Here is a 12,856-nt window from a genome sequence, read left to right as displayed (position 1 = left end):
AGGCCGGGGCCACGGAGCTCTGACCACATCACGACGATGCCTCGTCACGGGTGGACCGTGACGAGGCATCGTCATGTGCGGTGTCGTCGCCCGTGGCTGCGTGGCCGGGACGGGACAGGCGCGCGCCAGCGAGGATCAGCGCGGCGCCATGCGAAGGGCGCCGTCCATGCGGATGGTCTCCCCGTTGAGGTAGTCGTGCTCCACGATCATCCCCGCGAGCTGGGCGTACTCGTCCGGGCGGGCCAGGCGGCGCGGGAAGGGGACGGACTCCGCCAGGGCGCTGCGGAAATCCTCGCTCACCCGACCGAGCATGGGGGTGTCCACGATCCCGGGGGCGATCGTCATCACGCGCACCCCGCGGGAGGAGAGGTCACGCGCCGCGGCGATCGTCATCGAATGCACACCGCCCTTGGACGCGGCGTACGCGGCCTGGCCGATCTGTCCCTCGAAGGCAGCCACGGAGGCGGTGTTGATGATGACGCCGCGTTGACCGGCCTCGTCCACGGGGTCCTGCGCGGTCATGACCTCCGCGGCGAGCGCGAGGACCGTGAACGTGCCCACCAGGTTGATCCGCACCACGCGCTCGAACAACGCGATGTCGTGTACGCCGTTCTTGCCCACCACGCGCGCGGAGGTCCCGATGCCCGCGCAGTTGACCACGGTGCGCAGCGGCGCCACGTCCGCGGCGGTGGCCACGGCGGCCCGCACCTGCTCCTCGTCGGTGACGTCCGCGGACACGTACTGCACGCCATCGACCGGCGCGGCGGCGTGCACGACCTGCGGCAGATCCAGGCCGATCACGCGCGCCCCACGCGCCACGAGTTCCGCGGCCGTGGCCGCCCCCAGCCCGGAGGCCGCACCCGTGACGACCGCCGTCGAGTCCCTGATGTCCATGTCCGCTCCGTTCCCCGCCTCGTGGGCGGTCCAGCACGCTGTTGATGACGCCGTTCGTCGCTTTCTCCGCCCGATCGTACGGCTCCGGTGCGCGCAGGTCGACGGGCCCCATGAGCCGGTAAGCCCCGGTCAGCGCGCGACCAGCGACGACGCCCCGGTGTGGTGCAGTAAATTTGAGGAACCAGCCACCCCCGGTTCGAGGCGCGAGCACCACCGGCGCGCCGGGCCGCCCTCCCGTGGACGGGCCGGGGATCCGCACACGTCGCAGCGAGGATCCCATGAGCGAGACCACCGCCTCAGAACACTCCGTCACGCAGCGGTTGCGCGCCGCACGGGACCAGCTGCTGCGCCTACGCACCGACCTGGACGCCGCACACCGCGAGTTCGAGTGGCCCCGGTTCGAGTATTTCAACTTCGCCCTGGACTGGTTCGATGTCCTGGGCAACGGCGAGGAAGCGGACCGCGAGGCCCTCGTGATCGTGGAGGAGGACGGCACCGAGACCCGCCGCACGTACGCGCAGCTGTCCCGGCGCTCGTCGCAGCTGGCCACGTGGTTGCGCTCGCGGGGCGTGCGCCGCGGTGACCGGGTCATCCTCATGCTCGGCAACCAGGTGGAGTTGTGGGAGACCATGCTTGCGTGCACCAAGCTGGGCGCACCCATGATCCCCACGACCGTGATGCTCGGGCCCGCCGATCTGCAGGACCGCGTGGAGCGCGGCCGGGCGGCCTGGGTGGTCACGTCCCACACGAACGCCCTGAAGTTCGAGGACGTCCCCGGGGACTTCACGATCATCGAGGTTCCCGATCAGCCCGATCACCGTCCCCGTTCCGCGCCGTCGGTCTTCGCGTCCTCCGCTGGGCACGACGACGCCGCGTCATCGCCCGCTGCTGCCGGCGACGACGCGGCGGGAGCGCCGGAGGCCGGGACTGCGGCGTCGTCGGGCGAGGGTGAAGAACCGAGCCCGCGGAAGATCGGGGAGCACCCCGTGATCGACTACCGGGACTCCTTCGCGGGTCCCGAGGAGTTCGAGGTGACCGAGCCCTCGCCCGCGGATGACCCGCTGCTGTTGTACTTCACCTCCGGGACCACGTCCCTGCCGAAACTCGTGGAGCACACCAACGTCACGTACCCCGTGGGGCATTTGTCCACGATGTACTGGATCGGGCTGGAACCCGGGGACGTGCACCTGAACGTGGCGTCGCCGGGGTGGGGCAAGCACGCGTGGTCCAACTTCTACGCACCGTTCATCGCGGGTGCCACCGTGTTCCTCTACAACTACTCGCGCTTCGACGCCGTGGCACTCATGGACCAGATGGACCGCGAGGGCGTGACGTCCTTCTGCGCACCGCCCACCGTGTGGCGCATGCTCATCCAGTCGGACCTGACCCATCTGAAGAACCCGCCGCGCAAGACGGTGTCCGCGGGTGAACCACTGAATCCGGAGATCATCGCGCGGGTCAAGGCCGCGTGGGGCACCGAGATCCGTGACGGGTACGGTCAGACCGAGTCCTCACTGCAGATCGCCAACACCCCCGGGATGCCCGTGAAACCCGGGGCCATGGGCCGTGCGCTACCCGGGTACGAGACCGTGCTGATCGACACCACGACCGGTGAGGTGAGCGAGACCGAGGGCGAACTGTGCTTGCGTCTGGACCCGCGTCCCGTGAGCCTGACACCCGGCTACCACGGGGACGCCGCGAAGACCGATGAGGCGTTCCGGGACGGCGTCTACCACACCGGGGACGTGGTCTCGCGGGACGAGAACGGGGTCTTCACCTACGTGGGCCGCGCGGACGACGTCTTCAAAGCTTCCGACTACCGGCTCTCTCCCTTCGAGCTGGAATCCGTGGTGATCGAGCACCCCGCGGTCGTGGAGGTGGCAGTGGTGCCTTCGCCGGATCCCATCCGCCTGGCCGTTCCCAAGGCGTACGTGGTGCTCGCCGCGGGTCACGAGCCCACCGCCGAGACCGCGGAGAGCATCCTGCATCACTGCCGCGTGAACCTCGCGCCGTACAAGCGAATCCGGCGCCTCGAGTTCTTCGACCTGCCCAAGACCATCTCCGGCAAGATCCGCCGGGTGGAACTGCGCACCCGGGAAGCCCAGCTGCACCCGGGCGGCCCGGAGGGCGGGACCACCGGGGAGCACACCGAGTTCTCGGACTCTGACTTCCCCTCGCTGCGCGGGAAGTAGGGGTCCGGGCAGTTCACCCACCTCGCGCGGCACCCGACATACCGCGCGGCAGGATAGCGCCGCAGCGGCGTCGGCGTCCTTACGTGGCGATCCGCGCTATCGCAGCGAACGCCACCCTCCTGGACACGTGCAGGGTATCTCCGTCCAGCACACCGCAGGAATAGGCGTTGTTGTCCGCGACGTGGGCGGGCAGTGCGGCGGGCACGATTCCCTGACCACGGGTCACGGGAACTCCTGGAGGTGACGACTGTTGATCCACCAGCCAGCCTTCCAAAGCGCTGTGACGGGTGCAACAGAGGGGTCCAGCGCGTCACTCCCACGTCACGGCGTGATGTCGGGGTCGCGCGTTCCCGGGCCTGTGCTCCGGAACTCCGGCGCGGACGTAAGCTTGCCGGGCGTCGTCGTCCCCGGATGACGGCGCTCTGGAACCTCCTTGCTGCGAAAGGGCCGCCGTGAGCATCACCGTCACTCCCGTGGAGACCACCGACCGTTCACGCGCCCGCGTCCTGGGGTGGGTGGGACTGGGCATCACCCTGGCGATCCTCGTGGGCGGGCTGTTGTGGGCCAAGTGGCTCCCCTACGAGGCCAAGACCCAGACGCTCGCCGAAACCGGGGTGTGGAACGGTGCGGCGATCTTCGGCTCCGCGGGCGAACCGGGGTCCGCACCGTCGTTGCGGGGTGCGATCGACTTCACCGTGGTCTACCTGAAGGCCGTATGGAAGGCCGCTCTCGTTGCCCTGCTCGTGGCCGCGGCCCTCGAATCCCTGGTCCCCCGGCGCTGGTTGCTGCGGGTCCTCAGCCGCAAGACCTCGTGGGGTCAGGGGATCTCCGGGGCGCTGCTGGCACTGCCCAGCATGATGTGCACGTGCTGCACCGCGCCGGTGGCCATCGGACTGCGCCGCAGCGGTGCGCCCGCGGGGGCCACCATGGCGTACTGGCTCGCAAACCCCCTGCTCAACCCGGCGGTGCTGGTGTTCCTGGCGCTGACCATGTCCTGGCCCTTCGTGACCACGCGCGTAGCCGTGGGCATCCTGGTGGTGTTGATCGCCGCAGTGCTCGTGAGCCGCACGTTCTCGACCGTCACGGTGCAGACCCCCGAGGCCCTCCCCGCCGATCCGCAGCACTGGGGTGAGCTGGTCACCCGGTTCGGGCGAGCACTGGGCCGGTACCTGGTGGTGATCGTCCCGGAGTACGTGATCCTGGTGCTGCTGGTGGGGTTGTTCGCCGGATGGCTCTCGGACTTCGCGGGTCTCGCGGACCACGCCGGGCTCTTCTCGCTGCTCATCGTGGGCCTGATCGGGGCGGCCCTGGTGATCCCGACCGGCGGCGAGATCCCGGTGATCGTGGGGCTCACCGCGGCGGGCGCAAGCTACGGGGTGGCCGGGGTCCTGCTCATCACCCTGCCGGCCCTGAGCATCCCCTCGATCATCATGGTCGCCCGGCATTTCGGGACCAAACAGACGCTGCTGGTCACCGGGTGGGTCGTGATCGGCGGGTTGGTGGCCGCAGCGCTGCTCACCGCGCTGGTCTGAGCCGGCGGGTCAGGGCCGGTTGGCCCGGGCAACAAACCAGGTACTCGAGTCGCCCGCATAGCGGTCGACGCCGCGGCCGCCCGTACATGGGCCGACGGCACGATGACCCCTAGCACGGCGACGGCACCGGGCCGCGCGGCGTCGTCGTCAACCGGCGATCAGTGCGTAGATCCCGCCCAGGACGACGATCCCGAAACCGAAGCCCGCGAACAACTGGGCCCACGTATGGGCGCGCAGGACGCGGCGGCTCACGCACACCGCCACCGCGACGGGCAGGAACAGCAGACCCCACGGCCCCACCGCGACGGGCAGGATCACCGCAGTGCCGCCCATCATCATCCCGTGCACGGAGATTTTCCAGAACGGGCTCACGAGCGCGACCACCGCGCTCGCCGCGAGCGTGGCCATGAGCAGTCCGGTGATCTCCACGGGTCCGTGGAACGCGAGGTTGACCGCCAGGAACACGGCCACCAGCGCGAAGGTCCCCAGCATCACGGGTCGGCGGTGCTCCTTGACGCTCACGTGGTGGTCGGTGAGCACACCCCGGCGCGCCAGCACCGTGACCGTGGCGAGTGAGACCCCGCAGACCGCCAGCGCCGCCGCCACGCCCCACAGCAGTGCCCCGAGGCTCCTGTGCACGGTCCACGGCAGGACCACCAGCAGCGCGGCCAGCACGAGCGGCGCCTGGAAGACCTCGCTGAGGACAAGGGCCCACGCGGGCCCTCGTTCAGCCGGGGCAGGATCCGGGCGCGGCGGCGTTGTCCCCTCGTAGTTGGTCACGTGTGGCGGTCAGAAGTCGAGCGTCTCGTAGGTCTTGTGCGCACGCTCCGCCAGGGCGGGGATCGCCTGGCGTGTTCCCCACTGGTCGAAGTGCTCGGAGCTCACATGGGCCGTGAACGCATCCTCGTCCGTGTACACCTCGAAGATGCGGAACACGGCAGGCTCCTCCGGGCTCTGGTACGCCTGGTAGTAGAGGTTCCCGGGCTCCTGGCGAGCGGCCGGGGAGAGGTGGGAGAGCGCGTCACGCACGGTGTCCTCCTCTCCGGGCTTCGCAGTCCAGGTGGCGCTGCAGACGAAGGCCATGGGTTGTCCTCTCTCGATGTTGACGCCGGACGGTCACCGGCCCGACTCATGCTACCGACCCGAGCTGGCGCGGTTCTGCCGGGAGGCATGCGCTGCCGCGCACCGTGGCCCGGCAAGATGTCCCCACCACGCGCTGTCCGTCCACCCGAGAGCACCGGCCATGGCAGAACCACCCATCGTTCGCATGTTCAACGAGTACACCTTCAGCTGGCCGTTCTGGGGAGAGGACGGTCTCCCGGACCAGGAGGACTTCCCCCTCCTGCTGAAACTCACCAGGGACGTCCTGGTCTGGACTCGGAACTTCGACCACGAGAGGGGCTGGCCAACGGCAGAGCAGCGGGAGGCCAGCCGCCATGAGGGCGAACGACTCGCAGGGAGGGTGCAGGATTCGGTGGGCCCAGGGGTCACCATCGACCTGGACATGTGGGAGGCACATGTCCACAAACCACGCCTGCCTCGGTTGCTGCGGAGGCTCACCGGTCTCACGCCGGCCAGCTCGGGTGAGGCGCTCGTGCTGGGCCGCCGCTGCGCGAAGCTGCCGAACCCCAGCCGACACGTGGGCGTGATGCTCGACGCCGCTGCGCAGCACCCCGGACGCACCGGCCGCGAGGTGCCGCAGCTCTCCGCCACCATCACGGATGCGGGCAGGGCGCGGGTGGGCGAGATGCTGGACCTCGACGCCGTGTGTCCCTGACCCTGCCGCGCGTCGAGCTGCGCAAGCAGGTGGACACCCGCGCCGGGCGCGGTCTGCTGATCGCCATCGGCGTGCTGACCGCTCTGGCCCTGGGCTTGTTCATGTGGGTCGCACGCAACGACGGCGCACCCTTGTCGGCGGCCCCGGCCGTGACCACGACCCCCCCGAGTCTGCTGCTGCCCGTGCTCGGGATCATCACGGCATGCAATGAGTAGAGCCAGCGCACCACGCTCATCACCTTCACGCAGGAACCCCGCAGGCTGCGCGTGGTCCTCGCCAAACTGCTCTCGGCGGCGGCGCTGGGCACCATCGCGGTGGCTCTCGCCTGGGTTATGGCCCTCGTGGCCTTCCTGATCCTCGCCGCGCTGACCGGCCAGTCCCTGAATCCCGATCCGGACTGGGGACAGCTCGCGGGCGGGTGGCTCACCCAGCTGATCGCCGTGCTCCAGGGCGTGGCGTTCGGTCTCGCCCTGCTGTCCGTCCCGTTGGTGATCGGGATCTGGCGTGTGCTCACGCGCGAGGTGAAGTAGGCGCGCCGCGCTCAGTCGGCGGTCGTGCGCGGTGCCGGATCCCGGTTGCCGGCCCGCTCCAGCCGCACCACATGGTCCGCGAGCTCGGCCACGTCCTGCGGGTCGTGCGTCACGATCATTGCGGTGCGCCCGGCGAGCACCCGCTGGAGCACCTTCCTCATCCGAGGCCGCGCGGTCACGTCCAGGGCGCTCAGGGGCTCGTCCAGCAGGATCACGCGCGGCTCTGCGGCCAGCACCCGCGCGATCGCCACGCGCTGGGCCTGCCCGCCGGACAGCTCGTCCGGCATGCGCTGGGCGAACGCCCGCGCGTCCACCTCGCGCAGCCACGCCAGGGCACGACGCCGCGCCATCGCCTTCCCCGCGCCACTCGCCCGGGGGCCGAAGGCCACGTTGTCGAGCACGTTGAGATGGGGGAACAGCAACGGTTCCTGGGCCATCAGGGCCACACCCCTGCGATGCGCCGGGACCCACATGTCCTGGGCCGTCCCACCGGCGCGCAGCACGGATTCGTCCCCCACCCGGATCTCACCGTGGTCGGGGGCCAGCAGGCCCGCGATCACGTCGAACACGGTGGACTTCCCCGCGCCATTGGGCCCGATCAGGGCCGCGGTGGTTCCCGGCCCCACTGTGAAATCGGCGGCCACACGGCGGCGGTCGTGTTCAACACGGACCATCAGTCCGGGCGCCTCCCCCGCTACGCGGGGCGTGCTCACCCCTAGGCCCGACGCGCCCCCGGGTGCAACCGCGGATGCGGCTGCGGTCCTGACCACGGCGCCATTCCGCCCGGCCCCGGCGTCCGCCGTCCCAGACCCGGCCGCGGGTCGGTCACCGACCGCATGGGCAGTGCGGCTGTCCTTCGAGGACTGCGTCGAGCCGCCGGAGCGGGGCTGTGATCCCTCCGGATTGGGACCCCACTGCGGACCCGGCGCGAACCACCGGGTGAGGTTGGCGCGAAAGCCGGCGCCGCGGCGTCGTCGGGAGGGAGCACTGACCCCCACGACGAGCAGAGCAACGAGCACGAGCAGCAGGGAGAGGGCCACGGCGGCGTCGGGATCGGTCTCGCGCTGCAGGTAGATCTCGAGCGGGAGCGTGCGGGTCACGCCCTGCAGGCTGCCCGCGAACGTGAGGGTGGCGCCGAACTCGCCGAGGCAGCGCGCGAAGGACAGCGCGGTCCCGGAGAGCACCGCGGGCAGCACCAGGGGCAGCGTGACCCGGAACAGGGTGCGCGTGGGGGATGCACCAAGGCCCGCCGCGACCCGTTCGTAGCGAACGCCCGCGGTGCGCAGCGTGCCCTCCAGGGAGACCACCAGGAACGGCAGGGCCACGAACGTCTGGGCGAGCACGACGGCCGCGGTGGTGAACGCGATGTCCACGCCCGCCGAGGACAGGGGGCCGCCCAGGAAACCCATGCGTCCAAAGGTGTACAGCAGCGCGATACCGCCCACCACGGGTGGCAGCACGAGCGGCAGCAGCACCAGCGAGCGCAGGAGCGTGAGGCCGCGCACGGTGGAACGGGCCAGGACCAGGGCAAGCGGGCCCCCCAGCACCAGGCACAGCGCCGTGGACGCGACCGCGGTGCGAAGGCTCAACCACAGCGCGGCGAGCGAGGACTCGCTCGTGAGCAACTCCCCCAGGTGCACCCAGTCGATGCGCAGCACCATGCCGAGCAAGGGCAACAGGATGACCAGCGCCCCCGCCACCGCCGGGACCAGGACCCACCGGGGGGTCGTGACGAACCCGCGCGTCACGGTGCGCCGAAGCCCGCGTCCTCCAGGACCTTCCGGCCCTCGTCACCCTGGACGAGGTCCACGAACTGCCGGGCGAGCTCCGGCTCCGCGGAATCCTTGAGGGCGACCACGGGGTAGTTGTTGACCGCCTGATCCGTGCGCGGGATCTCGACGGTCGTGACCCTGTCCTTCGCGGACTTGGCATCCGTGACGTACACGATCCCCGCGTCCGCCTGCCCGGAGGTCACCTTGCCGAGCACGTCCGTGACCGCGTTCTCCTGGCTCACGGGGTGGAGCGCGACACCGTTGGCCTTCTCGATCTCCTGCGTGGCTGCACCGCACGGTACCTCCGGGGCACACGTGACCAGCTTGACGTCCCGGTCCACCACGTCCCGGAAGGAGGTGATGTCCGCGGGGTTGTCCTTGGGTACCGCGAGGGTGAGCACATTGGTCGCGAACACGCTCGGCTCCCCCGCGGCCAGGCCCGCGTCCGTGAGCTTCTTCATGTTCTTCTGATCGGCGGAGGCGAAGACGTCCGCGGGGGCGCCCTCGGTCAGCTGTTGCACGAGCCCGGACGAGCCTCCGTAGTTCATGCTGACCTTCACCCCCGGGTGCGCCGCCTCGAACGTGCGCGCGAGCTCGTCGAAGGAATGGGTCAGCGAGGCCGCCGCGGACACCCGCAGGGTCGTCTCCTGATCGGACGACGACGCCGCGTCCCCTCCCCCGTCCGACGCTCCCGCACATCCGGAGAGCGCCACCGCGCTCACCGCGCAAGCCAGGGCGCGCATGCGTGTCGCCGCGCGCCCCATCACTTGCGCCCCTCGGTCTCGACGATGACCGCGGTGGACTTCACCACGGCCGTGGCCACGGACCCCGGTTCCAGCCCCAGGTCACGCACCGCTTCCGTGCTCATGAGCGAGACGATCCGGTGCGGGCCGCACTGCAGCTCCACCTGGGACATCACGGGATCGGAGGTCACGGCGGTCACGAGTCCCACGAGGCGGTTGCGCGCCGAACTGTTCACCCCGGCGGGATCCTGAGGGCTCACGGCGTTGTCGCGCGCGTATGCCGCGAGTTCGGCGCCGTCCACCACGGCGTACCCCGCGGAATCCTTGTGCCCGGTGAGCGTGCCCTGCTCGATCCACCGCCGGACGGTGTCATCGCTGACGCCCACGAAGGTCGCGGCCTGGGAGATACGGAGGTGGGTCATGGGAGGAGTTTATCCGCATCTGCGGAACCACGGCCGTGTTTGAACCGCACTTGCGTAGTGTTGACCTGACACGCGACGACGCCGCGCGGACCGGGCCGCGCGGCGTCGTCGTCCCCTACAGGGCTCATTCGTGGGAGAACCGCGCCTTACGCTTCTCCGCGAACGCGGACATGCCCTCCTTCTGGTCCGCGGTGGAGAACAGCCCGTGGAAGACCCGCCGCTCGTGCTGGACGCCGGCCCACAACCCGGACTCGTACGCGGCATTGACGGTCTCGACCGCGTGCTGGGCCGCGGGCTTGGACATCTCCGCGATCTTTCCGGCGACCTCCAGGGCGGTGTCCATGAGCTCGTCCGCTGCGACCACGCGGGAGACCAGACCGGAACGCTCGGCTTCCTCGGCGCGCATCTGCCGTCCGGTGAGGATCATGTCCATGGCCTTGGCCTTGCCCACGGCGCGGGTGAGGCGCTGGGTGCCGCCCATCCCGGGGATCACACCCAGGGCGATCTCGGGCTGACCGAACACTGCAGTGTCCGCGGCGAGGATCAGATCGCACATCATCGCGAGCTCGCACCCACCGCCGAGCGCGTAACCGGCCACCGCGGCGATCTTGGGGGTGCGCAGCCGGGCGAAAGCGTCCCACCCCGCGAAGAAGTCCTCGTGGTACATATCGGACGCGGACTTGCCGGACATCTCCTTGATGTCAGCACCGGCCGCGAAGGCCTTCTCCGAACCTGCGAGGATCAGCGCGCCGATCCCCGAGTCACGGTCCAGCTCGGTCGCGGCGGCCACCACGTCCCGCATGGTCTGTTCGTTCAGCGCGTTCAGTGCCTTGGGACGGTTCAGGGTGATGACACCCACGCGTCCCTCGCGGCGGACTTCAATGGTCTCGTAGGAGTTCTCGTTCATGTGATCAGCATCTCATAGGTCCTCCGGGGGGCGGGTCCGAGCGTGGGGGCCCAGCGCCGGCCTCCGTCCTCCGTCCTCCGGGCCACGGGACGGGCCGGCGGTAGGCCCCTGTCCCCGCGGGAACCGGCCACTAGCATGGACGCATGCGTGAATTGCAAGCACAGATCATTGCCGAGCTCGGCGTCTCTCCGCAGATCGATCCGGAGCGGGAGGCCCAACGCCGCGTCGACTTCCTGAGCGACTACCTCAAGGCCACGCACACCGCGGGGTTCGTCCTGGGGATCAGCGGCGGCGTGGACTCCACCCTGGCCGGGCGCCTGGCCCAGCTCGCGGTCGAGAAACTGCGCGAGGACGAGATCAAGGCCGAGTTCGTGGCCATGCGACTGCCTCACGGGATCCAGCACGACGAGGCCGACGCCCAGGCGGCGCTCGAATTCATTCAACCGGACCGGGTCATCACGTACGACGTCGCGCCGGCCGTCCGCGGTTTCGAGTCCGCCTACGGTGCCGCGACCGGTGAGCAGCTCACCGATTTCACCCGTGGTAACACCAAGGCCCGCGTGCGTATGACGGCGCAGTACGCGGTGGGCGGGGACCACAACCTGCTGGTGATCGGCACGGATCACGCGGCGGAATCGGTCACCGGGTTCTTCACCAAGTTCGGCGACGGCGGCGCGGACGTCCTGCCCCTGGGCGGGCTGAACAAACGGCAGAACCGCCAGGTGCTCGCGTACCTGGGAGCCTCCGAGCAACTCGTGGGCAAGGTCCCCACCGCGGACCTCCTGGACGAGAACCCCGGGCGCACGGACGAGGACGAGCTGGGCCTGCGCTACGACGACATCGATGACTTCCTCGAGGGCAAGGACGTCCCCGAGGAGGTGGCCCGCAAGATCGAAAGCACGTTCCTGCGCACCCGCCACAAGCGCACGGTCCCGGTGACCCCGGCGGACGAGTGGTGGCGGGAGGGCTGATCCTCCCCGCCCGCGCGATACCCAAGGGGACGACCCTGGCCTGACTGCGCTGGACAACCGCATTGGCCATGCCCGCCGACGGCCTGCGCCGTGCGCGACCCCGGTCCGGACCCCTGTGCTTAGACTGGGCCCAGTGACACGGGGTGCCGCTGCACGTTCCCACGACCCACCGGGCCGGGGAGCCCTGGAGGCAATGGCTGAGATGACACCCGTCGAACCTGTCCAGTTAGTACTGGCGAAGGGATGTCACGGTGGCACCGCACGGGTGGCGCACCGCGTTCTTCGCCGTGAGCCACAGGAGTGAGCATGCGGATCGACACCACCATCGTCCTGATCACCGGAGGAGCCCGGGGTCTGGGTGAACACCTCAGCCGAGCCTTCGCCCGCGAAGGCGCCCGGGTGGTCGTGAACTACCACGCGAGCGAGGACCGCGCCCGCTCACTGGTGCGCGAACTCGGTGAGGACAAGGTCATTGCCGTTCGGGCGGACGTGACCGATGCCGGGCAGGTGCAGGAGATGGTGGCACTCGCCCAGGACCATTTCGGCGCGCCCATCACGGTGGCCGTGAACAACGCGCTGGTGGACTTCAGCTTCAACGGGGACGCCCGCCCCTCGCTCGAAAACCTCGCCGCCGAGGATCTTTCCCAGCAGTTCACCGGCGCGGTCGTGGGCGGACTCAACGTGATCCAGGCGGTCGTCCCGGGGATGCGCCGGTCCGGACACGGGCGCATCATCAACATCGGCACCAATCTCTTCCAGAACCCCGTGGTCCCCTACCACGACTACACCGCAGCCAAGGCCGCCCTGCTCTCCCTCACACGTACGGCGGCCAAGGACCTGGGGGCCCTGGGCATCACCGTGAACATGATCTCCGGTGGCCTGCTACGCACCACGGACGCGAGTGCCGCTACCCCGGCCGAAGTCTTCGACGCCATTGCCGCCGGTACGCCCCTGGGTCGGGTCACCACCCCGGAGGAGTTCGCGGACACCGCCCTCTTCTTCGCCTCCGACTGGTCCCGCGGCGTCACCGGGCAGAACCTCGTGGTCGACGGTGGACTGGTGATGGACTGACATGGCCGCCCCGCACGACACCGCGCGGACCCCGTCCGCCGCCCC

The 12,856-nt window shown here is 70.0% G+C and carries 15 protein-coding genes and 1 riboswitch; of the genes, 7 read left to right on the top strand and 8 right to left on the bottom strand.

All coding sequences use genetic code 11. The annotated features are described in order from the left end of the window. Positions 1 to 135 precede the first annotated feature (135 nt). On the bottom strand, positions 136 to 894 hold the full coding sequence (locus RF646_RS11100; protein ID WP_368835991.1) for an SDR family NAD(P)-dependent oxidoreductase: 759 nt from the start codon (positions 892 to 894) through the stop codon (positions 136 to 138). A 278-nt stretch (positions 895 to 1,172) separates the two neighbouring features. Here RF646_RS11100 and RF646_RS11095 point away from each other — a divergent pair, with 278 nt between their 5' ends. Continuing rightward, entirely contained in the window at positions 1,173 to 3,086 is a 1,914-nt protein-coding gene (locus tag RF646_RS11095; RefSeq protein ID WP_368835990.1) for an AMP-binding protein, read from the top strand. A gap of 79 nt (positions 3,087 to 3,165) precedes the next feature. On the opposite strand, the gene RF646_RS11090 is transcribed toward RF646_RS11095, so the two are convergent. Continuing rightward, complete coding sequence (locus tag RF646_RS11090) at positions 3,166 to 3,312, bottom strand: hypothetical protein (protein ID WP_368835989.1); 147 nt, start codon at positions 3,310 to 3,312, stop codon at positions 3,166 to 3,168. A gap of 226 nt (positions 3,313 to 3,538) precedes the next feature. Here RF646_RS11090 and RF646_RS11085 point away from each other — a divergent pair, with 226 nt between their 5' ends. After that, a complete protein-coding gene (locus RF646_RS11085) occupies positions 3,539 to 4,618 on the top strand; it encodes a permease (RefSeq protein WP_312918093.1) in 1,080 nt (359 codons plus the stop codon). Positions 4,619 to 4,765: 147 nt separating this feature from the next. Here the strand turns inward: RF646_RS11085 and RF646_RS11080 are convergent, their stop codons facing one another. Together RF646_RS11080 and RF646_RS11075 are read right to left on the bottom strand one after the other, a co-directional pair. Next, on the bottom strand, positions 4,766 to 5,398 hold the full coding sequence (locus RF646_RS11080; RefSeq protein ID WP_035960884.1) for a hypothetical protein: 633 nt from the start codon (positions 5,396 to 5,398) through the stop codon (positions 4,766 to 4,768). A gap of 9 nt (positions 5,399 to 5,407) precedes the next feature. Next, complete coding sequence (locus tag RF646_RS11075; RefSeq protein ID WP_064846468.1) at positions 5,408 to 5,701, bottom strand: putative quinol monooxygenase; 294 nt, start codon at positions 5,699 to 5,701, stop codon at positions 5,408 to 5,410. A gap of 160 nt (positions 5,702 to 5,861) precedes the next feature. Between RF646_RS11075 and RF646_RS11070 the strand changes: the two genes are divergently transcribed. The 3 genes from RF646_RS11070 to RF646_RS11060 are packed head-to-tail and all read left to right on the top strand — an operon-like array spanning position 5,862 to position 6,925. Beyond that, positions 5,862 to 6,395 carry a hypothetical protein gene (locus tag RF646_RS11070; protein ID WP_368835988.1) on the top strand — a complete coding sequence of 178 codons (534 nt, stop codon included), beginning with the start codon at positions 5,862 to 5,864 and terminating at the stop codon, positions 6,393 to 6,395. Next, a complete protein-coding gene (locus RF646_RS11065) occupies positions 6,386 to 6,610 on the top strand; it encodes a hypothetical protein (protein ID WP_368835987.1) in 225 nt (74 codons plus the stop codon). Before RF646_RS11070 ends, RF646_RS11065 begins: the two co-directional genes overlap by 10 nt. A 51-nt stretch (positions 6,611 to 6,661) precedes the next feature. After that, positions 6,662 to 6,925: a hypothetical protein gene (locus RF646_RS11060; RefSeq protein ID WP_368835986.1), complete on the top strand. Its 264-nt coding sequence runs from the start codon at positions 6,662 to 6,664 to the stop codon at positions 6,923 to 6,925. Between the two features lie 11 nt (positions 6,926 to 6,936). On the opposite strand, the gene RF646_RS11055 is transcribed toward RF646_RS11060, so the two are convergent. From RF646_RS11055 to RF646_RS11040, 4 genes are all read right to left on the bottom strand, one after another. Then, positions 6,937 to 8,673: an ABC transporter permease gene (locus tag RF646_RS11055; protein ID WP_368835985.1), complete on the bottom strand. Its 1,737-nt coding sequence runs from the start codon at positions 8,671 to 8,673 to the stop codon at positions 6,937 to 6,939. Continuing rightward, the gene (gene modA, locus RF646_RS11050) at positions 8,670 to 9,440 is read right to left on the bottom strand and encodes a molybdate ABC transporter substrate-binding protein (RefSeq protein ID WP_368835984.1); all 771 of its coding nucleotides are present in this window, start codon (positions 9,438 to 9,440) and stop codon (positions 8,670 to 8,672) included. Before modA ends, RF646_RS11055 begins: the two co-directional genes overlap by 4 nt. Positions 9,441 to 9,460: 20 nt before the next feature. Beyond that, on the bottom strand, positions 9,461 to 9,862 hold the full coding sequence (locus RF646_RS11045; RefSeq protein ID WP_064846464.1) for a molybdopterin-binding protein: 402 nt from the start codon (positions 9,860 to 9,862) through the stop codon (positions 9,461 to 9,463). A gap of 124 nt (positions 9,863 to 9,986) precedes the next feature. Continuing rightward, on the bottom strand, positions 9,987 to 10,769 hold the full coding sequence (locus RF646_RS11040) for an enoyl-CoA hydratase (protein ID WP_098053563.1): 783 nt from the start codon (positions 10,767 to 10,769) through the stop codon (positions 9,987 to 9,989). 143 nt (positions 10,770 to 10,912) lie between these two features. Between RF646_RS11040 and nadE the strand changes: the two genes are divergently transcribed. Continuing rightward, complete coding sequence (gene nadE, locus RF646_RS11035) at positions 10,913 to 11,740, top strand: ammonia-dependent NAD(+) synthetase (RefSeq protein WP_368835983.1); 828 nt, start codon at positions 10,913 to 10,915, stop codon at positions 11,738 to 11,740. 129 nt (positions 11,741 to 11,869) lie between these two features. Further along, positions 11,870 to 12,001, top strand: a riboswitch (TPP riboswitch). A gap of 45 nt (positions 12,002 to 12,046) precedes the next feature. Continuing rightward, the gene (locus RF646_RS11030; protein ID WP_368835982.1) at positions 12,047 to 12,811 is read left to right on the top strand and encodes a 3-oxoacyl-ACP reductase; all 765 of its coding nucleotides are present in this window, start codon (positions 12,047 to 12,049) and stop codon (positions 12,809 to 12,811) included. The last annotated feature ends 45 nt before the right edge of the window (positions 12,812 to 12,856 follow it).

This window comes from Kocuria sp. CPCC 205261, from assembly GCF_040981025.1.
In the GTDB taxonomy this organism is placed as follows: domain Bacteria; phylum Actinomycetota; class Actinomycetes; order Actinomycetales; family Micrococcaceae; genus Kocuria; species Kocuria marina.
The sequence above is the reverse complement of the archived record's forward strand: the minus strand, read 5'-3'. Positions and strand labels throughout refer to the sequence as shown.

What these genes read in the sequence shown, in the direction of transcription:
- RF646_RS11100 (WP_368835991.1), bottom strand. Translation starts at nt 894, where the DNA reads ATGGACATCAGGGACTCGACGGCGGTCGTCACGGGTGCGGCCTCCGGG.
- RF646_RS11095 (WP_368835990.1), top strand. Translation starts at nt 1,173, where the DNA reads ATGAGCGAGACCACCGCCTCAGAACACTCCGTCACGCAGCGGTTGCGC.
- RF646_RS11075 (WP_064846468.1), bottom strand. Translation starts at nt 5,701, where the DNA reads ATGGCCTTCGTCTGCAGCGCCACCTGGACTGCGAAGCCCGGAGAGGAG.
- RF646_RS11070 (WP_368835988.1), top strand. Translation starts at nt 5,862, where the DNA reads ATGGCAGAACCACCCATCGTTCGCATGTTCAACGAGTACACCTTCAGC.
- modA (WP_368835984.1), bottom strand. Translation starts at nt 9,440, where the DNA reads ATGCGCGCCCTGGCTTGCGCGGTGAGCGCGGTGGCGCTCTCCGGATGT.
- RF646_RS11045 (WP_064846464.1), bottom strand. Translation starts at nt 9,862, where the DNA reads ATGACCCACCTCCGTATCTCCCAGGCCGCGACCTTCGTGGGCGTCAGC.
- RF646_RS11040 (WP_098053563.1), bottom strand. Translation starts at nt 10,769, where the DNA reads ATGAACGAGAACTCCTACGAGACCATTGAAGTCCGCCGCGAGGGACGC.
- nadE (WP_368835983.1), top strand. Translation starts at nt 10,913, where the DNA reads ATGCGTGAATTGCAAGCACAGATCATTGCCGAGCTCGGCGTCTCTCCG.
- RF646_RS11030 (WP_368835982.1), top strand. Translation starts at nt 12,047, where the DNA reads ATGCGGATCGACACCACCATCGTCCTGATCACCGGAGGAGCCCGGGGT.